At 66.4% G+C, this 23,861-nt stretch carries 18 protein-coding genes and 2 rRNA genes; 7 read left to right on the plus strand and 13 right to left on the minus strand.

Features of this window, described 5'->3' with window-relative positions; translation table 11 throughout:
* From AB4Y43_RS27770 to AB4Y43_RS27790, 5 genes are all read left to right on the plus strand, one after another.
* Positions 1-177: ribosomal RNA gene (locus AB4Y43_RS27770) — 23S ribosomal RNA — on the plus strand; the annotation flags it as partial.
* A gap of 195 nt (positions 178-372) precedes the next feature.
* A 5S ribosomal RNA gene (gene rrf, locus AB4Y43_RS27775) occupies positions 373-486 on the plus strand.
* A gap of 524 nt (positions 487-1,010) precedes the next feature.
* A complete protein-coding gene (locus AB4Y43_RS27780) occupies positions 1,011-1,688 on the plus strand; it encodes a CsgG/HfaB family protein (RefSeq protein ID WP_368729257.1) in 678 nt (225 codons plus the stop codon).
* A 58-nt stretch (positions 1,689-1,746) separates the two neighbouring features.
* On the plus strand, positions 1,747-2,112 hold the full coding sequence (locus tag AB4Y43_RS27785) for a DUF4810 domain-containing protein (protein WP_069265753.1): 366 nt from the start codon (positions 1,747-1,749) through the stop codon (positions 2,110-2,112).
* Positions 2,113-2,126: 14 nt separating this feature from the next.
* On the plus strand, positions 2,127-2,792 hold the full coding sequence (locus tag AB4Y43_RS27790) for a DUF799 domain-containing protein (RefSeq protein WP_069265754.1): 666 nt from the start codon (positions 2,127-2,129) through the stop codon (positions 2,790-2,792).
* Positions 2,793-2,887: 95 nt separating this feature from the next.
* Here the strand turns inward: AB4Y43_RS27790 and rpoD are convergent, their stop codons facing one another.
* The 4 genes from rpoD to AB4Y43_RS27810 form a co-directional block, all read right to left on the minus strand.
* Positions 2,888-4,870, minus strand: coding sequence for an RNA polymerase sigma factor RpoD (gene rpoD, locus AB4Y43_RS27795; RefSeq protein ID WP_069265967.1), 1,983 nt, complete (start codon positions 4,868-4,870; stop codon positions 2,888-2,890).
* A 413-nt stretch (positions 4,871-5,283) separates the two neighbouring features.
* A complete protein-coding gene (locus tag AB4Y43_RS27800) occupies positions 5,284-5,874 on the minus strand; it encodes a class I SAM-dependent methyltransferase (protein ID WP_368729258.1) in 591 nt (196 codons plus the stop codon).
* A 149-nt stretch (positions 5,875-6,023) separates the two neighbouring features.
* Positions 6,024-6,461: a GFA family protein gene (locus AB4Y43_RS27805; protein ID WP_342949094.1), complete on the minus strand. Its 438-nt coding sequence runs from the start codon at positions 6,459-6,461 to the stop codon at positions 6,024-6,026.
* Positions 6,462-6,720: 259 nt separating this feature from the next.
* The gene (locus AB4Y43_RS27810; RefSeq protein ID WP_069265969.1) at positions 6,721-7,062 is read right to left on the minus strand and encodes a helix-turn-helix transcriptional regulator; all 342 of its coding nucleotides are present in this window, start codon (positions 7,060-7,062) and stop codon (positions 6,721-6,723) included.
* 79 nt (positions 7,063-7,141) lie between these two features.
* Between AB4Y43_RS27810 and AB4Y43_RS27815 the strand changes: the two genes are divergently transcribed.
* A complete protein-coding gene (locus AB4Y43_RS27815; RefSeq protein WP_368729259.1) occupies positions 7,142-8,038 on the plus strand; it encodes a hypothetical protein in 897 nt (298 codons plus the stop codon).
* Entirely contained in the window at positions 7,986-8,234 is a 249-nt protein-coding gene (locus tag AB4Y43_RS27820) for a hypothetical protein (protein WP_069265757.1), read from the plus strand. The genes AB4Y43_RS27815 and AB4Y43_RS27820 overlap by 53 nt, the downstream gene beginning before the upstream one ends.
* 210 nt (positions 8,235-8,444) lie before the next feature.
* Here the strand turns inward: AB4Y43_RS27820 and bcsR are convergent, their stop codons facing one another.
* The 9 genes from bcsR to bcsB all read right to left on the minus strand — a co-directional run bounded on the left by bcsR (position 8,445) and on the right by bcsB (position 23,718).
* Positions 8,445-8,654, minus strand: coding sequence for a BcsR/BcsP family cellulose biosynthesis protein (gene bcsR, locus AB4Y43_RS27825; protein ID WP_342949092.1), 210 nt, complete (start codon positions 8,652-8,654; stop codon positions 8,445-8,447).
* Positions 8,654-10,240: a cellulose biosynthesis protein BcsG gene (bcsG, locus tag AB4Y43_RS27830; protein WP_069265758.1), complete on the minus strand. Its 1,587-nt coding sequence runs from the start codon at positions 10,238-10,240 to the stop codon at positions 8,654-8,656. Before bcsG ends, bcsR begins: the two co-directional genes overlap by 1 nt.
* 39 nt (positions 10,241-10,279) lie before the next feature.
* Positions 10,280-12,874: a UDP-forming cellulose synthase catalytic subunit gene (gene bcsA, locus AB4Y43_RS27835; protein ID WP_368661948.1), complete on the minus strand. Its 2,595-nt coding sequence runs from the start codon at positions 12,872-12,874 to the stop codon at positions 10,280-10,282.
* On the minus strand, positions 12,871-13,704 hold the full coding sequence (bcsQ, locus tag AB4Y43_RS27840; RefSeq protein WP_069265760.1) for a cellulose biosynthesis protein BcsQ: 834 nt from the start codon (positions 13,702-13,704) through the stop codon (positions 12,871-12,873). Before bcsQ ends, bcsA begins: the two co-directional genes overlap by 4 nt.
* A complete protein-coding gene (locus AB4Y43_RS27845; RefSeq protein WP_368729260.1) occupies positions 13,701-13,904 on the minus strand; it encodes a hypothetical protein in 204 nt (67 codons plus the stop codon). Before AB4Y43_RS27845 ends, bcsQ begins: the two co-directional genes overlap by 4 nt.
* 9 nt (positions 13,905-13,913) lie before the next feature.
* Positions 13,914-15,767, minus strand: coding sequence for a cellulose biosynthesis protein BcsE (gene bcsE / locus AB4Y43_RS27850; RefSeq protein ID WP_368729261.1), 1,854 nt, complete (start codon positions 15,765-15,767; stop codon positions 13,914-13,916).
* 72 nt (positions 15,768-15,839) lie between these two features.
* Positions 15,840-19,859: a cellulose synthase subunit BcsC-related outer membrane protein gene (locus tag AB4Y43_RS27855; RefSeq protein ID WP_368729262.1), complete on the minus strand. Its 4,020-nt coding sequence runs from the start codon at positions 19,857-19,859 to the stop codon at positions 15,840-15,842.
* A gap of 101 nt (positions 19,860-19,960) precedes the next feature.
* Positions 19,961-21,178, minus strand: coding sequence for a cellulose synthase complex periplasmic endoglucanase BcsZ (bcsZ, locus tag AB4Y43_RS27860; protein WP_368729288.1), 1,218 nt, complete (start codon positions 21,176-21,178; stop codon positions 19,961-19,963).
* 122 nt (positions 21,179-21,300) lie between these two features.
* The gene (gene bcsB / locus AB4Y43_RS27865) at positions 21,301-23,718 is read right to left on the minus strand and encodes a cellulose biosynthesis cyclic di-GMP-binding regulatory protein BcsB (protein ID WP_368729263.1); all 2,418 of its coding nucleotides are present in this window, start codon (positions 23,716-23,718) and stop codon (positions 21,301-21,303) included.
* Positions 23,719-23,861: the final 143 nt, after the last annotated feature.

The raw sequence follows: 23,861 nt of genomic DNA on the forward strand, positions 1-23,861 counted from the left end.
TTCGGAAGAGATAACCGCTGAAAGCATCTAAGCGGGAAACTCGCCTCAAGATGAGACTTCCCCGGGGACTTGATCCCCTTGAAGGGTCGTTCGAGACCAGGACGTTGATAGGTCAGGTGTGGAAGCGCAGTAATGCGTTAAGCTAACTGATACTAATTGCCCGTAAGGCTTGATCCTATAACAGGTGTGTTTTTAAAGACGCACGGTTGAGATCACGTGTCGGTCTACGTTAATGCTTCAGCATCTACGTAGAACCCACACTATGTGTGTTGTGCCTGAAACAACACAACCCCAATTCAGCATCACCCTCTTTACGCTTCTTCCCGATTGGCTGTGGCGCGAACACAAAGCGCGACGCAGCAACCCGTCAAGCCTGATGACCATAGCGAGCTGGTCCCACCCCTTCCCATCCCGAACAGGACCGTGAAACAGCTCCACGCCGATGATAGTGCGGATTGCCCGTGTGAAAGTAGGTAATCGTCAGGCTCCTTATGCTGTAACGTCCAGAACCCCGGTGTCTCCGAAAGAGAGCCGGGGTTCTGGCGTTTGGGCACCAGAAAGAACGATCATTTTCTGCGACCTGACTTATTCGCAGTCGATAGCGAAAATCTCCAAATCGTATTAAATAGCATTTCATGCGTGCGTCAATACGCCTCAGAAATCGCGCACATAAAAATCTAATTCGCATTAAATCGCAGCTTTCCTAAAGTTTTTCTCTAATCCGGCCGATAGACGCGTGTGTAGTCATTAACTACAAACTAAAGATCACACGCTACACCAATAAAAACCGGGGAGCTTCTGCGCATGCGCTCGCGTGCGGGGAAGCGAGAAACATGCACGACCGATGGAATGACTTGCGCGCGCAGCGACGCACTGCGCCCTCTATCTCCGCCGCAGCGACGCTTGCGAGGACGCCCTGCGTGCTCCGCGTGCACGCCGCTGCCGTCTGGCTCCGCATCTCGCCGATCTCCCTTGTCCAGCCTCTTTTGCCCTGACAACAAGGAGAATTCATGAAGTCGTCCAAGACGTGGGGTGCGCTTCTCGCCGCCGCCACCATCGCAGCCCTTGGCGGTTGCGCGACCGAATCGTCGCGTTCGCTGCCCGTGCCGCCTGTCACCAGCGCGCAGCGCCCGCCCGTCGGTAAGCCGGTGCAGATCGCAGTCGGCAAGTTCGATAATCGCTCGAGCTACATGCGCGGCATCTTCTCCGACGGCATCGACCGGCTCGGCGGGCAGGCCAAGACCATCCTGATCACGTCGATGCAGCAAAGCGGCCGCTTCAGCGTGCTCGATCGCGACAACCTTGACGAGATCCGCCAGGAAGCGGGCTTCACCAGGAAGACCCAGGCGATCAAGGGCGCCAACTACGTCATTACCGGCGACGTCACCGAGTTCGGTCGCAAGGAAGTCGGCGATCACCAGCTGTTCGGCATTCTCGGCAGCGGGAAGAACCAGATCGCCTACGCGAAGGTGAGCATCAACGTTGTCGATACCACGACTTCGGAAGTCGTCGCGTCGGCGCAGGGTGCGGGCGAGTACAGCCTCTCGAACCGCGAGATCATTGGCTTTGGCGGCACCGCGAGCTACGACTCGACGCTCAATGGCAAGGTGCTCGAGCTCGCGATCCAGGAAGCAGTCAACCATCTGGCCGACCAGGTCGACGCGGGCGCGCTGCGCTCCGCACACTGACCGCCTACGTCGGCCGCGCTTCGCGCTGAATCAGAACAACTACTCATACGGGGTTTTCATGAAATACATCGGCACGCTTCGGGGGCTCTGCCTGCCCATCACGGCGGCAACGCTGCTGCTCGCAGGCTGCGCGAACACAACGCCGCCGCTCTACCAGTGGAGCGGCTATCAGCCCGGGGTCTACGACTACCTGAAGGGCGAGAAGGCACCGCAGCAACAAATCGATGCGCTCGAGAAGTCGCTGCAGGAGATCCGCGCGAAGGGCAACACGCCGCCGCCAGGCTTCCACGCGCAACTGGGCATGCTCTACGCGAACGTCGGCAACGACACGCAAGCCATGCAGGAATTCGACGCCGAGAAGCACCTCTTCCCGGAGTCGTCGACCTATATGGACTTCCTCATGAAGAAACCGAAACAACAATAAGCGAGCGTACCGATATGTCCAGATTTTCCACTCTCAAGCTCTGGCTGGCTCTGTCCGCGCTCGCATTGCTGGCCGCTTGTGCACAGCCGGTCAAGCACGCGGATTACACGGCGTTCAAGAATGCGCGCCCGCGCTCGATCCTCGTGCTGCCGCCCGACAACGCGACGACGGATGTGAATGCGTCGAACAGCATGCTCTCCCAGATGACGATGCCGCTCGCCGAGGCGGGCTACTACGTGATTCCGGTCGCGGTCATGGAGGAGACGTTCAAGCAGAACGGACTGACGACGGCAGGCGACATCCAGCAGACCCCGCCGGAGAAGCTGCGCGAGATCTTCGGCGCCGATGCGGTGGTGTATTCGAAGATCACGCAATTCGGGACGCAATATCGTGTGATCGACAGCGCGACGGTGGTGACGGCGACCGCGAAACTCGTCGATCTGACAACCGGCAAGGTGCTGTGGCAAGGCGCGGCCAGCGCCAGCAGCAACGAAGGGAACAACAGCGGTGGCGGCGGCCTGATTGGCATGCTGGTGGTGGCGGCAATCAAGCAGGTCGCGAATTCGCTGACCGACAAGAGCCACGATATCGCAGGTGTCACGAGCTATCGTCTGTTGCACGCGGGGCCGCCGACGGGCCTGCTCTACGGTCCGCACTCGCCGAAATACGGCACGGACTGACCGGCGGCGCTCGCGCCGCATAAAGAAAAAGCCCGTCACCGGAAGGTGACGGGCTTTTTTCAATCCAGCTCAAGGGAGCGCAGCAGTAAAACCGCTTAGCGCTCCAGGAACGGACGCAGCTTGTCCGCGCGGCTCGGGTGCATCAGCTTGCGCATCGCCTTGCTTTCGATCTGGCGGATACGCTCGCGCGTCACGTCGAACTGCTTGCCCACTTCTTCGAGCGTGTGGTCCGACGTCGTGTCGATGCCGTAGCGCATGCGCAGCACCTTCGCTTCGCGCGGCGAGAGCGCCTTGAGCGCCTCGTCGATGGCAGCGCGCATGTTCGCGTGAATCGCAGCATCAGCCGGCGAGGCCGAACCTGCGTCCTCGATCATGTCGCCGAGCGTCGCGTCGCCGTCGTCGCCTACCGGGCTTTCGAGCGAGACCGGTTGCTTGGCGATCTTGAGGATGCCGCGCACCTTCTCTTCGGTCATGCCCATGCGCGCGGCGAGGTCCGCCGGATGCGCTTCCATGCCCGTTTGCTGCAGGATCTCGCGCGAAATGCGGTTGAGCTTGTTGATCGTTTCGATCATGTGCACCGGCACGCGGATCGTGCGCGCCTGGTCGGCGAGCGCGCGCGTCACGGCCTGACGCACCCACCACGTCGCGTACGTCGAGAACTTCCAGCCGCGGCGATATTCGAACTTGTCCACCGCCTTCATCAAGCCGATGTTGCCTTCCTGGATCAGGTCGAGGAACTGCATGCCGCGGTTCACGTACTTCTTCGCAATCGAGATCACGAGACGCAGATTGGCCTTGACCATCTCGCCCTTCGCCTGACGCATCTTCGATTCGGCGACGGTCATGCGGCGATTGATCGCCTTGATCTGCTGCAGCGACAGCGATGCGGCCGCTTCGATCTCGGCGAGCTTGCGCTGCTCCGCCTGGATAGCCGGCAGGCTGCGCTCGATCGAGGGACCGTACTTGCTCGACGCGGCTGCGGCGCGCACGCCCCAGTCCAGATCGGTTTCGTGGCCCGGGAACTGCTCGACGAAGGCTTCGCGCGGCATGCCGCAGCGATCGACGACGATGGAGAGCACGTTGCGCTCGATCGCGCGAATCTGCGCGACCTGCTCGTGCAGCAGCGAGCACAGGCGGTCGATCGTGCGGGCCGTGAAGCGGATCGGCGCGAGTTCCGTCTGGATGTCGGCGCAGATCTTCATTTCCAGGGCCGTGGCGCGCGCATTGGCGTCCGTCGTACAGGCCATCTGTTCGAACAGCGCGCGAACGCGCGCGAAGATCGCGAGGCTGTCTGCCTTCAGTTGCGCGAGCAGGGCTTCGTTCGCCTTGCTGTTGTCGGCGTCGCTGTCTTCGTCGTCGCTCGAGTCGTCCGACTCTTCTTCTTCCGATGCCTGGGCTTCGACTTCTTCGCTCGCGTCTGCGTCGGCCGCCGTGGCCGGTTCCTGCGCCGCTTCGTCGCTGCCGATGCCGTCGACGAGTTCATCGATGCGCATCTCTTCAGCCGCGACGCGGTCGGCGTCGGCGAGGATGGTCGCGACGATCGACGGGCATGCCGCGATCGCCTGGATCATTTCCTGGAGGCCGTCTTCGATGCGCTTCGCCACTTCGATTTCGCCGGCGCGCGTGAGCAGCTCGCTCGAGCCCATTTCGCGCATGTACATGCGCACGGGGTCGGTCGTGCGGCCGAATTCGGAGTCGACGGTCGAGAGCGCGACTTCGACTTCTTCGTCGGCTTCGTCGTCGGCCTGCTGGTCGGCGCGGGAATCTTCGTTCAGGAGCAGCGTGTCGGCGTCGGGCGCCTGCTCGTACACCTGCACGCCCATGTCGTTGAACGTGGCGACGATCGTTTCCAGCGCGGCCGTCTGCGCGAAGTTGTCGGGCAGATGGTCGTTGATGTCCGCGTGGGTCAGATAACCGCGTTCGCGGCCGAGCTTGATGAGCGCCCGCATTTGATGCTGGCGTTTTTCGAGTTGCGAGCCTGCGTCCATGGGCGTCGTATCGCCGGTCTTGTCTTTGGACGAGCGGCGTGCGGGGCGGGCAGACGAGGTCAGCGCGTCGTCCCGGTCATGGCTTGTCAATACATTCTCCTCGAAGGGATAGCCCGACAAGGGCAAAAAGGGTCACGCGCCAGCGGCGTGGCGTCCTGGCGATGACGAAATTGCAGGGGAGTGGGCGGGGGCGCATGCCGGTCCCGCCAAGCGAGCGCCAAACGTCTGACGACGTGGCAGCCTGGATTTTCGTGCAATGCAGAAAGACCGCGTATGGTAGTGCGTTACGGCATGCGAGGCAACCTGAATCGTCGTGTTTGCGGCACATTGACCGCCTTCAGGGTCGTATCGTTTGGGTAGCGCTCCACCTTACATATTTCCTACATGAGTCCCTTAGACCATTTTTCAAGTGAGAAGTTCACGTTTTTGTCACTCGCCTGGCCTATGGCACGCTGTTATTCCCCGCTGATTCCCCGTTGTCCGGTCGCCATGCGTGGCAGCGCTCACGCGCGAATCGCGACAATGCGTTGAACGCGTTTGCCGGAGGACCGGTTGACCGCCTCCTCGTCGAGCGCGATGGTCGTGCCCTCGAGCTGCCTGGTGACGAGCGCCGGATCGAACGCACTATATAGACGCCCCGCTGGGTCGCGCGCGCTGTCGCCGTCGGTGACGCGCCAGCTCAGATAGAGCACGCCGCCCGGCTCGAGCAGTTCGACGAGGCGGCGGCAGGCCGGGCCGATCTGCGCGACGGGCAAATGCATGATCACGGTCTCGCACAGGACGTTGTCAAAGCTCGCGGCGGGCACGCCCTCTAGCTCGGGCAACGTGGCCAGACCGAAAGCGCACTGCGGGTGGTCAGCGGTGGCCCGGGCGATCAGACCCTCCGACGCGTCGTAGCCCGTCGCGGGGTAACCATGGGCGTTCAGCCATGCCACGTCGCGGCCCGACCCGCAGCCGATATCCACGGTCCTTCCGTGGGGCCGGAAATACCGCATGAGACGCGCATAGAGGTCGTCGGGCGCAGACTGGTTCGCCCATTCGGCTGCGTAGTTTGCGGCGCCACTCGTGTACGTCTCGATCGTCATGGAGTCCATATGGGGCTCGCGGTTCCTGTGACAAGAGGAAGGGACGCTTCGAGACTAGCCGATCGACGCAACGAGAGGCAGTCGCGCGGCGATACCGGTATGGCCGCTGCCACGCTCGCCGCTGGCGCCGCGCGACGGCCACGCTGCACGCAGCGTCGTCAGGGCGGGAATTCGTCGTATTGGGGCAGCGAGTCGGCGATCTCGAACCACGGCGCTTTCGAGCGCACGAAGATATGGCCGGCGGGGCGAATGGCCGGCGGATCGGTCAGCGTGCCGAGCGTCACGTGCACATACGCTCCTTCGCGCACGACTGAATAGAGCAGCGAGCCGCAGCGGCCGCAATGGATGTCGTGGGCGGCCTGCGGATCGCCGTAGACCAGCGTCTGCCCTGCGCCCTCGGTGAGTCGCAGTGCCTCGCTTTCGATGCCCGCAAACGGCTTGAACGCGGAACCCGTGGCGCGGCGGCACTGCGAGCAGTGGCAATTGAATGCGTAGCGGAACGCATTGGCTACCGCATAGCGCACGGCGCCGCAAAGGCACTGGCCGCGCAGCGTGGCGGGAGCATTCGTGTGGGTGGGGGCAGTGTCGGCGGACATGATGGGCGCGGTGCTCTGGTGGCAAGTGTCGAACATTGCGATCGGGCGGCTGCGGTGTGCGCACTCACATCATACGTTTGAGTTGCCCGCGGCGCAGGATAACGCAAAGGTCACCACATATGGGGATTGGCCGGCCAGTCATGGCCTCCGCACGGTTCGTGGCGCCCCTGTAGCCCCGAAATGCACGCCGAATTTCCCATGGATGGTTACCTTTGGCACCCCCGCGCAAAACGCACCGCCCCAACCCATCCAGGCGAATCTACGCGCCCCGTTCCCTCAAGTCCTTCAATCCCTTGATGACGACAAGCAGCGCGCGGCCGTGCTCTTCCGAACCGTCCCACGCCTCGACGATCGCATTGCGCAGCAACTCGTTGTAGGCAGCCGCGTGCCGGCTGGACGGCAGCGCCTTCACACCATAGAAACTGCATAGCTTATTGAATGATGCGCTCCGGCGTACCCGCCGCCCGTTCGACGTGCGAAGACGCGAGACAGTAGGCTGGCTGACCCCGGAAAGCCGCGCAATTTCGCTGGCAGAGCGTGAATCGTCCGATAACCGCCGCAGCAGTTCCTGCACCGGAAAATGAGTATCTGGGGCTTCCATGTCATGCATTATACCTATACAGTAACGGTTATTGAATTGCTCGCCGAAATCGGCGGGCGGCTGCATTCCGAGGAAGTCGATGGCACTAAAACACCTACCGCCCACGTTTTGCTGGTCCCGTATCGGGCCAGAGGCCGGCATGGATCTCCCCACGCTGATCCTGCGCAAGGAGTGGGAGCGTCGGCAGGGCGGAGGGCGCTTCCTGTGGGGCATCGGCCAGTCGCTTGGCAACAGCGCTCAAATCGCCGCGCTGCGCACCGGCTCGCTTCTCGCGCTGTTTTCGCCGGCGGCAAGCCGCCCGCGCGCCATGCAAGACAAGCGCGGCAAGCGTGCCGGCGTGGTCGTCTGGAATGCGTGGGTCGACGCGTGCGGTCAGGTGCGCCAGCTTCCGCAGCATGTGTTCGTTACGAGCAGCGCCACGCTGCCCTCGGGCGCCGCACGCGAGCATCACTACGCGCTCGTGTGCGTCTCGCCAACCGAACTGAGCGTCGGCAGCTCACTGCGGGTGGTTCCGGAGCGGCTGCGCAGCGTGAGCACGGCGAAGGCGCCATGCCGCTCGCAGGGCACGGTGGTGGTGGATTGCGTCGAGCGCGCCGCCCAGACGGGCGGCAAGAGCCATCCTCTCGTGTTCACGGCGGAGCTGGAGGCGCCATACTTCGTGCGACTCACACAGCCCACGCTCGTCAAGGCGCGCGACCTCGCGGCCATTCACGAGGCATCGCGCATGGGCGACTTCGACACCTACACAGATCTCACCAAACGCGTGCGCAGCGAAGCCTGCGCGCAGCAGGCGCGCGGCGTCACGCGCGATCTCTTCGACGTGCCGCCTGCCGATCACACGGCGTCTTCACGGCTTGGCGGAGCAAGAACGCGCCATGTCTCCCGGGCGGGAGACTGGACCCAGCTCACAATGGAACTCTTCCATGGCGATTCACATCCGTTCACAAGAGGCCGAGGCCGCGCAACGCTTTTTTGAGGCGAGCCGCAACGTCGACCGGGCATTTCGCGCCCTGCGTGCCGAGGCCCACGACCACGTGGCCGCGCCGCTCGCCTATGGCGCCGCGCAATCACGGCTCGATCACGCGCTGGACGAACTGGCGCGTGCCGAGGCGTTGTTCGATTCGGTGACTGACGTACAAACGCGTCAGATGAGGGATCATCAGGATCACTGAGGAACTGGCGCAATGACCCGCGAAGCGGCACTCACCGGTACGGGTCCCGCTACGCTGGCGACCATCCCGAGCCCGCGGCATTCGCGCGGCGCGACTTCGCGCCCATGGGCCGTCCGCTGACCTGCATGCCGCTGGAGCGCTGCGTCCTCGCGCAACGCGTGGAGCGCAGCGCTTTCTGAGCGCGCCGCAGAGGCGAGTTCGCGCGCGAGCTCAGCCCTTTTCCGCCTCCACCGGCAACTGCAGCACGGCCGCCACCAGCGGCCAGCGCTTCGCGGCCGCCTGCCAGGCGTCCTCGGCTTGAACGTCGAGATAGCGGTCGCGGTCCACGCCCTCGACGAGACGCGCGAGCGCGTCGATATCGCTCGGCAACGCGGGACCACTGCGCGAACGCCGGCCGGACCCCCACAAGCGCATCGCCATCACTTGCCCTCCACCCACACGCCGTCCGGCGTATGGATCACATAGCCGGTTGGCGTCGTCATCGTCACCGTGCCTTCGTTTTCGCCGACCATGCGTGTCTGCGGCAGGTTGTTCGCATACTGCGCGAGCGGCGGCGCGCCGGTGGCGAACGGGCTGTGCGCCACGAGATTCGAAAGCAGCTGCGCGAGCGCGAGATAGCTCGTGGGCGTGTCGATCGTCGTCACGCCGCCGGTGTGCTCGCTGCCGGCCGGCAGCCCCACCACCTTCACGCCCACCGGCACGTGGACGATGTTCGGCGTGGGGATCTCGCGCATGCCGGCAATCTGGTTCTCTTCGCCCTGCAGCGCCGCGCCGTGTTCGGGTACGAAGACGATCACCGCCTTGCGGCCCGACTGCGCGACGAGGTCGATCAGCTTGTCGACGTCTCCGAGCAGCCGCTGCAGGCGAATCGGGTAGGACTGCAGGCTCGTGAGCTTGTCGTTCGGCGCGGGCAGCCGGTTGCCGTCGTGCATCGAGACCGTGTTGTAGTAGAGCGCGACTGGCCCGCCGCCAGCGGCAATGCGCTGCTTGTACCAGCGCGAAAGCGCGTCGTAGTCGTCGGCCAGCGCGGAACCGTCGAACTCCTTCATGAACTCCGGGAAGCCTTCGTTCGCGGGGATCGTCACGCCCGGCACGCCGATTTCACTGATCACCGTGCTGCGGAAATTGTCGAAACGGCCGTTGTGGTTGAGCAGCGCGTTCGGCGTGTAGCCGGCCTGCGCGAGCTGCGCGAACAGGTGGCACTCGGCAGGCGCGGGGTCGTAGAGCGCCTTGTGCGGCTCTTGCCCGCAGGTGGCGCGCAGCACGCGGATCGCGGCGGGCCCGCTATAGCTGGCACCCGAGCTGAAGTTCTGAAAGATATAGTCGAAGCGCGAGAAGAGCGGGTTGTTGCGCATCTTCACGACATCCATGTCGTTCCACGAGAGCGAGCAGATGTGCACCATGATGATGTCGAACTGCGCGTTCGCGTCGGTGGTGAGCGGCGTGAAACTCACGTGCCGGCCTTCCTCGTTGGCGCGGAACGCCGCGAGCTGCTGGTCGTAGCTGCCCGACTGCTCGTCGCGCTTCTTGCCGGTGCCGCCGTCCTCGTCGCCGTTGCTGGCGAGTGAAGCGTTGGCGGTCGCATTCGCCACGAACGAGCCCACGCCCTGCCAGACCGGCATGACGACGAGCGCGATCAACACGAGCGTCGTCACGCGTACCCAGCGGTTGATGAGGAAGTAGAGCAGCACGGCGATCACCGCCGACACGGCCATCGACAGCGATATCACGCGCCGAGTGAGCTCGAACATGTACGAGGGCGTGAAGGTGAGGAGCACGGGGATCTGCGAGATCGCCCGGCCGATGTCGGGCATGCTCGACTCGTGGTACGCAATGGCGATACCCACGATCACGGCGATCACATCGCGCGCAATACGCAGCCACCGCCTGTGCAGCGGCACGAGCAGCAGGATGACGAAGGCGAAGTTCATCCACCACTCGGGCTTGAGCGTGCCGATCGAGTAGAGGTACAGCTTGGCGAGGAAGTAGAGATTCCAGAGACCCATAGTGTTTCGCGTTCCAGGGTGTAGCGGTGGTTCCGGTTATCAGGGCTGGCGGACCTGGCCGGCCCGGCGTCGCGTGAAGAAGTTTTCCAGCGCGTCGAAGAACGCGTCGATGAGGCGCATGTAGCCTTGCCAGCTCAGCTCGATCAGCTGAATGAGGCCGTGCAGCGGCGCGTCGGAGGGCGGCACGTCCTCCCATTCGAGCCAGGCATCGGCGCGGCCGAACGTGCATTCCACGAGCTTGCGCTCCATCTCCATCGTCATGCCGACGAAGCGCACGCCGAGGCGCCGGTCGGCCAGACGCGCGACCACGGCGGGGAAGTCGTGCTCCAGCACGCCGCGCGCGAGCGTCACGTTGATGCGCTCGCCGGGTTCGAGCTTCGCTACGGCGTCGGCGGGCAGCATGAGACCGAGGCCGCCCATCGAATAGTTCTCGGTCTTGCACGCGAGCGTGCGGCCGTCGGGCAGCGTGAGCATGGCGGGCACGCGCAGCGGAATGCGGTGCGCCACGCGCACCTGCTTCGCCTCTTTGGCCACGCCGAGCGCGAGCCCGAGAATGGTGAGATTCACGCCGGCCCAGAAGAGGTTCATGAACACGGTGGCGGGCTCGTCTGACCGCCAGATCGTGAGGCGGCCGATACCGGCGAGGACAGAGCACACGTTGATCGCGAGTAGCACGAGGTAGGGCTTCGAAATCGTCCAGTCGAGATACTCGTGCTCGATATGGCCGCCCTTCGAGGTCACGTTGAACTTGCCGAGCTTCGGATTGATGAGCGCCATGGTGGTGGGCAGCACGATGTACCACGCGAGCACGGACTCGTAGGCTTCGGCCCAGAACGAGTGCCGGTAGCGTCCCTGGATGCGCGAGTTGGCAATCGCGGCAATCACCAGATACGGCACCACGTAGGCGAGGATCACGGGCGCAGGCGTGTTGATCACGTGCAGTCCGAAATACAGGTACGCGCCGGGCATCACGAGGAAGATGAGCCGCGGGAAGCCGTAGAAGAAGTGCAGCATGGCGTTGCTGTAGCACATGCGCTGGAAGAACGAGAGTCCCTTGCCGATCCACGGATTGTCGACGCGGAAGATCTGCGTCATGCCGCGGGCCCAGCGGATGCGCTGGCCGATGTGATCGGCGAGGCTGTCGGTGGCGAGGCCCGCCGCCTGCACGGTGCGCAGATAGGCCGACGTATAGCCGTGGCGATGCAGCCGCAGCGAGGTGTGGGCGTCCTCGGTCACGGTCTCGGTCGCGATGCCGCCAATGTGCTCGAGCGCCGAGCGCTTGATGACCGCGCACGAGCCGCAGAAGAACGTGGCGTCCCAGAAGTCGTTGCCGTCCTGGATCAGCCCGTAAAAGAGGCTGCCTTCGTTCGGCACGCGGTGGAACGTGTCGAAGTTGCGCTCGAACGGATCGGGCGAGAAGAAGTGGTGCGGCGTCTGCACCATCGCGCATTTCTTATCGGCGAGAAAGACGCCTATGGTCGTTTGCAGGAAGGAGCGCGTGGGGATGTGGTCGCAATCGAAAATCGCGATGTACTCGCCCTGCGTGAGCGGCATCGCGTGATTGATGTTGCCGGCCTTCGCATGCGTGTGTTCGTCGCGGCGCAGGTAGCCCACGCCCGCCTCGCGCGCGAAGTCGCGGAATTCGTCGCGGTCGCCGTCGTCGAGGATGTAGACGCGCAGCTTGTCGCGCGGCCAGTCGATCGAGCTTGCCGCGAACACGGTTGGCCGCACCACCGAAAGCGGCTCGTTGTAGGTCGGAATGTAGAGGTCGACGGTCGGCCAGTCGGCCGGATCGTCGGGCAGCGGCTGCGGCTTGCGGCGCAGCGGCCACGCGGTTTGCACGTAGCCGAAGATCAGCACGATCCACGTGTAAAGCTCGGCCGCGTAGAGGATGTAGCCGACGATGGCCTCGGCAGGGCTCGAAAGATGCAGCGTTTGCGTGCTGCGCCACCAGACGTAGCGGCCCGTCATGAGGATCGACAGCATCACCATGAGCATGGTGGCGAGGCGCCCCGGCAGGCGGCGCGCGATCATCACCACGACATACACGAGCAGGAACAGCAGCACCTGGCCGGCGAACGGCAGCGGCGTCGTGCACACGGCGACAGCCGCGACGAACGCGAGCCACAGGAGGCCCTGGCGCAGGTAGGGCACGCTGTCGAGCGCCGCCGAAAGCTTTTCGAGGTGCTGCTCGATGCCTTCCCACGGCACGTCGGGCAGCCGCGCGCCGACTGCCGCGCTCGCGCGCGAGGCGCGGCGATAGACGGGTTCGAGGCGCCTGTCGAGCCACGCGCGCAGTGCGAAGCGATGGTGTCCTTGCGGCGCCTTGTGAAGCTTGCGCAGATCGGCGGCGAGACGCTGACGCGGGCGCCGCGGGCGCAGGAAGATGCGCAGGAGCCACGCTCCAGCGGTGCGATCGCGGCCGATGTTCAGGCGCTGGCGGATGTCCTTGCCGAGCCGCGCGAAGGCGAGCGCGGGCACGTCGCGCTGGCCAGGGCGCGGCGGCCGGAAGAAGGCGCGCAGCAGCCACTGGCCACCCGGCGCGTCGGGCGCGAGATTGAACTCGGGCGCGCTCACGCGGCGCAGCGACAACCAGAACGCCGTCCACAGGGCAGCGATGCGCTCGCGGATCATGACGTGCTCCCGTGCGCGACATGTTGCGCGAGCAGTTCGTCGGGCGCATCGAGGCTCGCGCCCGTGCTCCAGTGCGAGAGCCACGAGGCGATGCCGTGAAGGTCGTGCGCGGCCTGCGAGCTGGGCGCGCTCAGGCAGAAGTTTTCTCCCGCGGCGAGTGCGGCGGGCACACCGGTGTCCGCATGCACGAGATACGGGAGCATGGCGGCGCCCAGGCGCGCGCGCAGCAGTGAAACGACGTCCATGTGCAACTGGCGCGCGGGCACGACCGCATTGGCGACGAACACGCTGCGCTTCTGTGCGCGCACGAGCGCGGCGATCAGGCGCGGCAGCGTCGCGCAGGCGGCGGCGCAGGGTGTGAGGACGCCGAGCACGAGGTCGGCGGCATCGATCGCCTGACGCGCGTGCGCCGAGGGCCACGTGCCCGCATCGACGAGCGCGATCGTCTGCGCCGGCAGGTCCACGCGGGCAAGCAGTTCGCGCAGCCAGCCGGGGCGCGCGTCGAGCAGGGCGCAGGCGTCGTCGTCGTGCGGGTCATCGGATGCATGGCCGTCAGCGAGGCTGCCCCACGGCAGCACGAGCACGCCGTCGTCGCTTTGCAGCGCGGCGCGCGACCAGGCGTCGTCGGCGCCGGGGCCGCCCGCCAGATGCGTGACGAGGCCTTCGCGCGCGCTCTCGCGCAGCCCGAAATGGAGCGCCAGCACGTTGCGCGGGTCGCATTCCGCGGCGAGCGCAACATGTTCGCGCGCCGCCAGCAGACCGGCGAGCGCGGCGGTGAGGGTGGTGCGGCCCGCACCGCCCACGCTGGAGACGATGGCGATGGTCTTCATCGGCGCGGCCCCGTCTGGCTGAAACGGCGCTGGCCGCGAATCAGCAGGGCGTCGACCTGCGGCGGGAGCTGGAGCGGGCGCGAGCGCGCGGGGCGCAGCCACATGGGCAGGAAGCGCGCGAGCCGCAGGCGCCAGCCGATCCAGTAGAGCGGCACGGCCAGTATCAAGCCCCAGACGAAGTAACCGAGGAAGATGTTCATGTCGCTCTCCTATGCTTTGAGCGGCAGCGGCGCGCGCTGCGGCGCGGCTCGCGGTTTCGCGTTGTCGGTGCGCGCGGCGGCGTCGAGCGCGGGCAACAGGTCGCCGTTTATGGGAGCGATGTTGACGGGCACTGCGGGTTCCGGCACTGCGGTTTCTGTCGTGGCTGCCGTCGCTGAGCCCGGTGCGATCGCGGAAGCCGCCGCGGGCGGCACGGTCTGGCCGTTGGCCTGCACCGAGACCGCCGCGGGCGCGGCGGGCTGCCCCTCATTGATCGCGAGCCAGCCCGAATAGTCGGGCGGCGGCGTGGTGTCGATTTCCTCGCCGAGCGTGTCCAGCGCCTGGGCGATCGCGCGGCCGTCGCCGTAGCGCTCCTCGCCCTGGAACAGCTCCGCGAGCGAACGCTGGAACACGCGCCGGCACACGGCGTCGGCGTCGCTCATACGGCAGGCGAAGAAGAACACGTAAAGGCTGTCGCCGCTCGCCGTCACGATGTCGCCCGCGCGGCGCAGATGGCACGCCTTGAGCGCATCCACGTGCGCGACTTCCGGCATCAGCGCGAGGCGAATCAGCACGCTCGGCAGCTGGATCACGCGGCTGCGCTCCACCGCCGCGCGCACGAGCTCGACGAAGTGTGCCGCGCCCACGTAGCCGCTCTCTTCGCCATGCACCACGGCGGCGAGCGCCGCACGATAGTCGGCGGGCATGGGCCGCGAATACACCTGGCCCTGCAGACTGTCGACGATGGCCTCGACCTGCGCGAGCGGCGTCTGCCGCGCGATCACGCGGTTCGCGCCCAGGTTGAGCATGAGCGACTCGTAGCGCATGGCCACTGCGTCCTCGCGCACGATGATCTTGAGCGCTTCGCCGCACTGCAGGCGTAGCGTGTGCACCTGCTCCGCGAGCATTTCGAGGTCGCGGTTCACGCTGAATTCGAGAATCACCGTGGCCGCGACCGAAGTGCGCGCGGCGGCCACGGCGGCCTCGTTGTTATCGACGATCTGCCAGGCCGGCGGCAGTACGCGCTCGTGCAACATCGCGTCGCGCGAAACGATCACGCGGCCTTCGTCGGGTGCGAGCAGGCCCGCCTCGCCGATTTCGGTTTCGAAGGTGCCGCCGGAAACCGTGAGCCGGTGATCGGCGGCGGAAAAGCGCAGCGGCACGCTCCGGCTGCCGTGCACGGCATCGCCCGCGCGCCAGAACGCGACTTCCCAGTGATACTGCCCCTGCACCTGGTGCAATTGTGCGGCGCCCGCGAAGCGCGCCTGGAAGGCGGCGAGTTCGGGATGCTCCTGATCGTCGCCGAGGCCGGGCGGCGCTGCCACCATCAGCACGCCGTAACGATGCTGCGCGCACCAGCCCGCGAGCTGCGCGCCCTGAGCTGCGAGCGCGGCGGGGTCCTGCCAGTTGAAGAACGCCTCCGCGCCTTCGATGAAGAACTGGCTTTCGGGCGCGGCGCACTGCCCGGCGAGCGCGTTGAGCGCTTCGATCAGCACCTGCGCGCCGTCGCGCTCCGGCAGTGTGCGTAGCGCGCAGACGTTTGCCCAAGCATGCGTCGAACCGCTCTTGTCGAGATCGACGCCTTGATCGCGCAGCGCCGCCGTGAGGCTCGCGCCGTCGCGCGTGGAAAGGACGGTGGCGGGACCTGTGAGCGCGGCGGCGGCGGTTTGCCAGAACAGCGCGTCGCGCGCGGGCGAGGCGCTCGCGTAGACCACGTGCACCTGGCCCGCGCCGAGCGAAGCGAGCGAGGCCGGCAGGCCGTCGATCGCTAGCGGCTCGCGGCGCGCGAGCCGCGAGAACAGCGAGCGGCGCGTATCGCGGCCGGCGCCGGCGGGCGCAGCGGAAAGGGTGGCGGGATCGTTCATCGTATTGCTCGTCTCGCGGATTTCATCGTCGCGGTTTTCATCGTCGTCATGCGCGCTCGCTCCGTGGCCATGTCAGTAGGCCGAATAAGGGACGACCGGCCGCGGCGGGAACGGCACCGGACCCTTTTGCGGGGAGAAGAAGTAGCGCAGGTAAAGCACGCCTACGTTCGGCGCATAGTCGCGCGAGCGGTCGAGCCGGAAGCGGCCGCCCACCACGAAGTGCTCCGTCACGCGATATTCGGCCGCCGCTTCGACCGCATAGCTGAAGCCGCCGCCCGAGCCGCCGCCAAAGAACGGCGAACCGAGGTCGTTGGCGCTCATGAACGCGAGCGCCTGGGCCTGCAGGCCTGGGCGCGTCGGGTAGAACGGCGACTCGTTCTCGTTCGTGAACGACATGCCCACCGATCCGTCGATCTCCCAGGAAAGCTTCTTGTAGCGTCCGGTCCAGTCGAGCGGAATGCTGACCGAAAAATAGCTCTGCGGACTATAGTAGCCGCCGTTACCGAACGTGTAGTTGTGTTCGTTCTTCGAGTACTTCCAGTAATTGAGCGTGAGGCCGCTCGACACGATCTGGTCGGGCCGCTTGAACACCGACCAGTCGTAGCCGCTGCGAACCTTGAACTCCTGGTTCGTCTCCACATTGGTGCCGGTCAGCAGGCCGAAGCCGATGCTCGTGAAGATCGTGCCCGGCCCGAAGTCCTGCGCGCCGCGCACGGTGAAGCCGTTGCGCACGACACCGCCCCACTTCTCGCCCGTGACCGGATCGATGCCGCCCGCATAGGAAACCAGGCTCGCGGTCACAGGGCGGCGCGAGACGTCGAGTGAGAGCGACGAACCGCTCGGGAAGTCGTGGCGATATTGAATGCCGCCCAGCACGCTCGTGATCGGGAAGCCCACCGGCGTGCTGCCGATGTCGGCGCGCCAGCTATTGTTCGCACCGCTGAACTCGTAGCCCGCCGCGAGCGCGACACCCGTCGCGGTCTCGTTGACAGAACCGAGCCCGGCGTTGCCGAGCGCGGCGATCTTGCCGTACTTGTACGCGATGTCGAGGTCGTTGCCGGGCAGCGTGCCCGCATTCAGATAGACCGTATCGGCGTGGAAGAAATAGTGCCCCGTATAGCCATCAGGAATGCGAACGTATAGCGGGACTTCGGTGGCGTGCAGCTCGGAAATGCCGGGGTCGCCCGAGAGGTTCGACTGATACCAGCCGGTCGCGACCTGCCCCTGCTTGCGGTCTTCCAGGCCCTGCAGCGCGCGGCCTGCCGACGTCGTGCCGTCGGCGTCGGGCCGCGTGCCTTCGGCCACTTCCTGCGTGCGCGAGGTGCGATAGAGGCTTGCGGCTTCGTTGTAGTTGCCGCGCGCCTGCGCAACGCGCCCCGCCTGGATCGTAATGTCCGGGTTGTCCGGATACTGCTCGCGCAACGGATCGACCACGGCGGAAGCCTCGTCGTTCAGCCCGAGCGCGGTGAAGCGCCGCGCCACGGCAAGGCGCGTGTCGATGTCGTTCTCCGCGGTGTCGGCCAGCACTGCGCGCACCATGTCGGCGGCCTCCCGGTCTCGGCCCATGCGCTCCAGCATACGCGCAACGGCGAGGCGTGCATCGGCGTCGTCGGGTTGCGTCACGAGCACCTTCTGCGCGGAGGCCATTGCGCCCTTGTAGTCGCCCTTCGCCTCGCGCAGATCGACGTCTTCGAGCAGCCAGCGCTTGGTCGTCTTGAGGCGGTCCGGCACGGCGTCGAGCGTATGGCGGGCGCCCGTCAGGTCGCCCGCCTCGATCTGACGGCCGGTTTCGCGCGCGACGAGGCGCAGCTCCTGGTCGTCGAGACTGGCCTTCTGTTCGTCGGTGATGCCGGGCTGATCGCGCGTCGCGTCGATCCAGTTCGCCCACGCGTCGTCGCGGTTGGCCGCCGCCAGCAGCTCGCCGTAGCGCACGCGCGCGCCGTTCGCCGCCTGGTCGTCGGGGTGCGCCGCGAGCCAGTCCTGAACGAGCTTCAGGCCCCGGTCCGGCTCGCCGATCGCGATCCACTCGCGCCCGACCGTGGCGAGCATCTGCGGGTCGTTGGCCGCGTTCGCGTTGGCGGCGGCGGAATCGAGCAGCGCGCGCGCCTCGTCTTCCTTGCCCTGAGCGATGAGCTGGCGGGCCTGCGCGATCTTCTTCTGCGCGGCGAGATTGCCCATTAGCTCGCGCATGCCTTCGCTGCGCTGTGCTTCGGGCACCGCGTCGAGTTGCGCGGCGGCCGCTTCGACGTCGTCCACGGAATTCAGATAGAGCGCCGTGGCGTAGCGCATGTCGGGCGCCTGCGAGACCTTGAGGCCGTCTTCCATGACCTGGCGGCCTAGTGCGGGCAGACCCAGATCACGGTACTGGCGCGCGAGCCTGAAACGCGTCCATGCGTCGTCGGGCGTGAGGCGCACGGCTTCTTCGAGTTTCGCGATGGCCGGACTCTTGCGGTTGTCCGCGAGCAGCTGGTCCGCCTGGATCGAGAGCAGTTCGGCGTGCAGCTGCTTTTGCTCCGCGCTCGAACCGCTCACGCGCGGCGTCGTGGCGGCGATGAGCGGCTCGATCTCGCTTTCGCGGCCCGTTTCGCGCAGTACGGTCACGAGGCCGCGCAGCGCGTCCATGTCGGGCTTCGGCGCGTTCACGAGCGGTCGCAGCACGGCTTCGGCTTCGGGCCACTTCTTCTGCGCGATGAGCGCGTTGCCGAGGATATCGCTGGCAGTCGTGTTGCCCGGATCGAGCTTGAGCGCCTCGCGCGCGAGCGTTTCGGCTTCTTCGGGCTTGCCCTGCGAATTGGCTTCGCGCGCCTTCGCAATGGTGCCCCAGATGGTGGCCGTCTTTTCGAGGCTGCGCCACTTGCCGGCGTTGTCCGGGTCGAGCTTGAGGGCGCGCGCGAACAGCTCGCGCGCTTCGTCGTGGCGGCCTTCGCGCAGCCGCACGAGACCGAGCGCGCCGATGGTTTCGCCGTCGTTGGGGTTCGCGCGCTGCGCGCTTTGCAGCGAGGTTTCGGCATCCTTGAGATCGCCGCGATCGAGTTGCGCCAGACCGCGCGCACGATCGGCGGCGCCGGGGCCGGGGGGCCGTGCACGCGCCTGGGTTGACGCTCGCGCGTTGCCTGCGGCCGTGGCCGGCGGCGCGCTAATGACGGCCGATGGGTTCTGCGCCAGGGCTTGCGCCTGCGCCTGGCCCTTCGCGCCGAGCTTCTTGCCGAGATCGGCGACGGTCTGCTTCGCGTCGGAGTCGTCGGGTACTTCCTGCAGATAGCGCAGATACCACACGTAATAGGCGGGATCGTCGTGCCCCGCGCTCGCGAGCGCGCGCCGCCACAGTTCGAGCGCGAACGCGCGGTTGCTGTCCTGGCGCTGGTACACGTGATAGATGAGGTTGAGGCCTTCCATGCGCGTGTCGGCGCGGTCGGTGAGCAGGTCGCCAAGGATCAGCGCGAGGCGGGGATCGTTCGGATTCTGCTTCACGCGCGTGCGCAATTCGCTGATCGCCTGCGCGCGGCCCGCGGTCGTGCCGGCCAGGATGCGGTAGTAGTCGCCCGCGAGATCGCCTGCGGGCGCGCCGTTCGGAAAGAGCTTGAGCAGGCGCGCCGAGGCTTCCTCGCTCTTGCCGGCGGCCGAGAGCAGGCGGATCTGGGCCATCTCCATCTTGCCGCTCGTGGCGACGCGGTAGGCGTCGTCGAGTTCTTTCGTTGCGTTCGCATTGGGCGCGATCTTCTTGAGCTGCGCGAGGATTTTCGCGGCTTCGGCCGGGCGGTTCGAGCGCAGCTCGATTTCGCCGAGCAACGCGAGCGCCTCGGGTTGCTGCGGGTCGAACAGCAGCGCTTTTTGCACGAGCCCGCGTGCGATATCCGGACGATTCTTGCCTTCCCACATGCGTGCGGCCGAGAGCAGCTGCGCGGCCTGGGCGGAGGGCGTGGCGGCGTTGGCCGCCGGCTGCGGACCCGCCTGCGCGGATGCCAGATACGGCGAGGCCGCGAAGAGCAGCGCGACGATCGGCGCGAGTCTGGGTGCGAATCCTGGTACGCGTTTTGGTACGAGTTTAGGTACGAGGCGCGGTGCGATGTTCGGCAACAAGCGTTGCGGCATGCGTGAAATCGCTTCGCCTCGCAAGGCGTGCGCAGCCGCGCACCGCGCCTCACGGCGCGCACTGCGCAAATGGGCTGCGCGGCGGGCAGACACGAGAGCGTTCAGCGCGGCGTGGGGCATGCGCTCGTCCATGCTGGGGCAACGCGACCTTGCGCGTCGAAATGGTAGAGCCCGTCGAGGTAGCCGAGCCCGAACAACATCAGCACGCTGCTGTAGTAGCCAGGCGGCGACTTTTGCGCGAGCGTGCGGCTGCGCTCGACCTGGGCGTTCGCGAGATCGCTGCGGCCGAGTGCCGCCAGATACGGCGCGACCGCGGCGGAAAAGCCGCCGTTGCCCTCGTTGGGCCCCGCTGTGCCCGTGGTCGTGTCGACGCGCTCCGGCGGAAAACCATGCGCGCCGACGAAATCCGCGAGCGGCCTGAAGGTGGCGAGCGTGCTGGCGCGCAGAGGGTCGTCGCCCGCGAGCATGCCGGCCCACAGATACACGCGGATAGCGTTGTACGCGCTTTCGGCGTGCGTTTGCGCGTCGGGGGCGAAGCCGCCTTTCGCGTGATATTCGACCCAGTCGGGCGAGTAGCCCTTGGGCGCGGTCTCGTTGACGAGTCTCGCCGACGAGGCGAGCAGCGCCTTCCATTCGCCCGCCTCCGGCAGCGCGAGCATGAAACGCCGCATGACCTGGAGCGGCACGTAACTCGGGTTCAGGCGCCAGCCGTCCTTGCCGATCGTAAAGCCCACGGGTCCCGGCAGCACTGTGCGGCCGAGACCCGGCAGCACGGCGGTTTCCTCGCGCACGATGTTGCGGGCCATCACCGTGCCGAGCGCGGTGTAGCGGCGCTCGTTCCAGAGGCGTCCGGCTTCGAGCAGCGTGTAAGCGATCCAGAGGTCGGCGTCGCTGGCGGGGTTGCTGTCGATCACGCCCCACTGCGGCTCGCCGGCATGCGCGGCGCCTGAAGTGCCAGACGCTGCCGACGCCGCAACCGGCTTGCCGTCCTCGCCGATGTCGCGCCGTCCCCAGATCCATGCCGGCAGATGCGTGGCGAGGTCGCCCTGCGCAAGATTGTTTTCGGTCCACGTAAGGACTTTGTCGAAGCTCGCGCGGTCGTTCGCGACCAGCGCAAAAAAGAGCGCGTAGGACTGTCCTTCGGAAACGGTCACCTGGCGCGGCGTGCTCGCGTCGATCACGCGGCCATCGGCGCTCAGCAGCGTGCTGCGAAACGCGTTCCACGCGGGCCAGGCGCAGGCCGCGGGGCTGGCGGATTTTGCCGCGCTGCCGCTGGCGCCGGCGGCCGGCGCGGCCGCGTGCGCTGTCGCAGCCGGCATCAGCAGCGCCAATGTTGCGAGCGGTGCGCAGGCAAACGCGCCCGCCGCGAGCCAGCGCATGAGCCGGGGCGCAAGCCGGGGCGCCAGAGCGGGCGCGAGCGTAGCCAAACCCGGACGCATCGTCAGGTCCCGGAGCGGCGGGAGGCCATGCGGCCGAGCGCCCAGAACACGGTGAGCGCAACGATCAGACCGGCCAGAATGCCCGCGAGCGCCATCAGTGCCGGGTAGCGCGAGATAAACACCCAGGCGCGCGCATACCACGGCAGATCGCCGACAAAATAGCGGTTGCCCACGCGCAGGCCCTCCACCTGGCCTTCGCGCACGAGCGTGAGATCGCCGTGCATCTGCGAGATCTTGCCGCCGTCCTGGAGCGCGTCGAGCACGTCGCCGAACTGCGCCGACGAAGTCGCGGCGAGCGCCACCACGCTCCTGCCTGACTTCAGCGGCGACTCGAAGGCGATCAGCGCCGCCATCGGTCCGCCGAGCGTAACGATCGAGCGGCCCGACGGCGTCGGGTCCTCGTCCTCGGTGCCGCCGAGCCAGCCGGGCCAGCCGCTGCGCTGGTCGCGCGTGGTCACCTCGGTCTTGCCGCGCTCGATGAGAAGCGGCAGGTCATTGCCCCACTTTTCGAGCAGTTGCGCGCCCGAGCCCGAACCGATCACGAGCAGGTTGCTGTCGCGCACGCTGTCCACCTGGCTGGCGGGCACGATCGTCAGGCGCAGCGAGGGGAGGCCCGTCCACTGGCCCATGTGGCCGAGCAGCGTGAGCACGGCTTCCTGATCCTTCGTGTCGGGTTGGTCCGGAATCACGAAGGCCGTGTCGGAGAGGTCGGCCATGCGCGTGAACGGATAGCCGCTGTTCGCGAAGTAGGCGAGGTTGGGCAGCGACGTGTAGTGCGCGAAGCCGCTGAAGTCGATGACCGAGTCGGGATCGACGGCCGCGCGCGCAACATCGTTGGCAGTCGAGGTGCACAGCCCCGTCTTCTGCGAATCGATATGGAACTGGAACTGGAACTGGTTGTCGCTGCCCACGCGGAACGCGGGGATTTCCAGATTCGTTGATGAACGGGTGTCCGAGCCCGAAAGCAGCGGCACGTTGATGCGCGCTTCGTCGGAGGCGCGCGTGACGGGACGCAGCCGTTGCGAGCGCACGAGTTGATCGTTGATGCTCACGTTGAGCACCGAGTCGTTCCATGCGGAAGGCGCCGTGTAGCGATAGCGGATGTCGAGCGGCACGTTGCCCCGCGCCCACGCATAGAGGTCGGCGGGCACGCGCAGATTCACGCGGATCGCGGGCGGGTTGTAGCCCGATACCTGGAGCTGCTGCGGGTCCGTCACCAGCTCGCGGAACAGCACGGGGCGGTCGGTGGGCACCCAGTTCGGCGCGTCGTAGGGCTTGCGCGCCGGGCCGAGATCGATCGACTTCACCATCACGCTGTTGCCGGCCATGCCGGCCTGCCCGAGCGCGACCGCGTAGGCGGCGTTCAGCAGTTCCTCGGGCGTGCGGCCCGCGAGCACGAGGAGCTTGCGGCCCGACTGCGGATCGGCGGCTGGGTTCGCCATGACCGAGACCGTGGGGCCCTTGATTTCCGGCAGGTTCAGCCCCTCGGGCACCTGGCCCGGCAGCACGAGCGCAATGGCGTTGGCGTCGGGCGGCACGGTGCGCGAGACCGGAAAGCGCGAGCCGCGATAGCTCGCGAGCGCGCCAAGCCACGACGAGACGACGCCCGCCGCATGCAGCACGGGCACGCCCGCGTTGGCGGCGAGTACGAAGGGCACGCGCACGAGGCGATTGTCGTGGCGGTCGAAGAACGGTACAGGCAAGAGCCCGAGGTCGTCGGGCAGCACGATGCCCGCCGTGTTGAGCGTGAGCGACGTGTCGGGGCTGATGTCGGCCCAGAGGCTCGAATGATAGGCATCCTCGCAATGATCGAGCGTGTAGTGCGCGATCATCTGCACGGTGATGCGGTTGTAGTCGGTGAAAAGGCGCGGGTCGAGATCGATCTCGCTCGTCACGAGCTGCCCGGCCGTCTCCTTCACGAGCGGAATCGTCGCGACGACTTCACCGTTCACAAACACCCTGAGATGCGAAAGCGAAAAGATCAGCGAGGGCGAGTAGGTGTAGACGAGCTTGAGCTTTGCGCTGGTCACGACTTCGTCGGTGCGAACGTCTACATTCATGCCGCCGGTGGGATCGAGGCCGCGCAGCGGGATCGGCCCGTACGCACCCATCTGGCGCAACGTGAACGTGCGCGTGCGCGGCTGCCCGAGCGGCGTCGAAGCGGCAGGCTCGGGAATGACGGAGCCCGGTGCCGTCTGGATGACAACGGGCCCCGTCACAGGGGCGGAAGCAGCGGCCGCAGCGGAGGCCGTAACTGGCGCTGCGGCGGGAGCGGAGGCGGGAACGTCGCTTGCTCCCGCCGCGGCCGCCTTTGTCGTCTGCGTAGCGGCGACAGCCGATTTGTCCACCGCGAAAAGGCTCGCCCCCAGCAGTAATCCGGCGACGAGCGCGCCCAGCCCAACTTGAACGGAGAGTCGCATCGCAACAGCCCTTTGTTTTCTTCGCAGTGGCTGTCTTTATCTTGCAAAGACAGCGGCTATGGTTATTGGCGGCGTGGTGCCGCCAAGCGTTATCTCGAAACGGCGTCAATGTGTGGTGGAGTTTAGCGGAGAGCCAAGGATCG

Source organism: Paraburkholderia sp. BR10872, assembly GCF_040965835.1.
Lineage (GTDB): Bacteria > Pseudomonadota > Gammaproteobacteria > Burkholderiales > Burkholderiaceae > Paraburkholderia > Paraburkholderia nodosa_A.

Excerpts from the sequence above, each read along its gene's own strand:
- bcsQ (WP_069265760.1), bottom strand. The coding sequence starts at position 13,704 with ATGAAGACCATCGCCATCGTCTCCAGCGTGGGCGGTGCGGGCCGCACC.
- AB4Y43_RS27800 (WP_368729258.1), bottom strand. The coding sequence starts at position 5,874 with ATGGACTCCATGACGATCGAGACGTACACGAGTGGCGCCGCAAACTAC.
- bcsA (WP_368661948.1), bottom strand. The coding sequence starts at position 12,874 with ATGATCCGCGAGCGCATCGCTGCCCTGTGGACGGCGTTCTGGTTGTCG.
- AB4Y43_RS27780 (WP_368729257.1), top strand. The coding sequence starts at position 1,011 with ATGAAGTCGTCCAAGACGTGGGGTGCGCTTCTCGCCGCCGCCACCATC.
- AB4Y43_RS27815 (WP_368729259.1), top strand. The coding sequence starts at position 7,142 with ATGGCACTAAAACACCTACCGCCCACGTTTTGCTGGTCCCGTATCGGG.
- bcsR (WP_342949092.1), bottom strand. The coding sequence starts at position 8,654 with ATGGCGATGCGCTTGTGGGGGTCCGGCCGGCGTTCGCGCAGTGGTCCC.
- bcsB (WP_368729263.1), bottom strand. The coding sequence starts at position 23,718 with ATGCGACTCTCCGTTCAAGTTGGGCTGGGCGCGCTCGTCGCCGGATTA.
- bcsG (WP_069265758.1), bottom strand. The coding sequence starts at position 10,240 with ATGGGTCTCTGGAATCTCTACTTCCTCGCCAAGCTGTACCTCTACTCG.
- AB4Y43_RS27805 (WP_342949094.1), bottom strand. The coding sequence starts at position 6,461 with ATGTCCGCCGACACTGCCCCCACCCACACGAATGCTCCCGCCACGCTG.
- AB4Y43_RS27810 (WP_069265969.1), bottom strand. The coding sequence starts at position 7,062 with ATGGAAGCCCCAGATACTCATTTTCCGGTGCAGGAACTGCTGCGGCGG.
- bcsZ (WP_368729288.1), bottom strand. The coding sequence starts at position 21,178 with ATGCCGGCTGCGACAGCGCACGCGGCCGCGCCGGCCGCCGGCGCCAGC.
- AB4Y43_RS27845 (WP_368729260.1), bottom strand. The coding sequence starts at position 13,904 with ATGAACATCTTCCTCGGTTACTTCGTCTGGGGCTTGATACTGGCCGTG.
- AB4Y43_RS27790 (WP_069265754.1), top strand. The coding sequence starts at position 2,127 with ATGTCCAGATTTTCCACTCTCAAGCTCTGGCTGGCTCTGTCCGCGCTC.
- AB4Y43_RS27820 (WP_069265757.1), top strand. The coding sequence starts at position 7,986 with ATGGCGATTCACATCCGTTCACAAGAGGCCGAGGCCGCGCAACGCTTT.
- AB4Y43_RS27855 (WP_368729262.1), bottom strand. The coding sequence starts at position 19,859 with ATGCCGCAACGCTTGTTGCCGAACATCGCACCGCGCCTCGTACCTAAA.
- AB4Y43_RS27785 (WP_069265753.1), top strand. The coding sequence starts at position 1,747 with ATGAAATACATCGGCACGCTTCGGGGGCTCTGCCTGCCCATCACGGCG.
- bcsE (WP_368729261.1), bottom strand. The coding sequence starts at position 15,767 with ATGAACGATCCCGCCACCCTTTCCGCTGCGCCCGCCGGCGCCGGCCGC.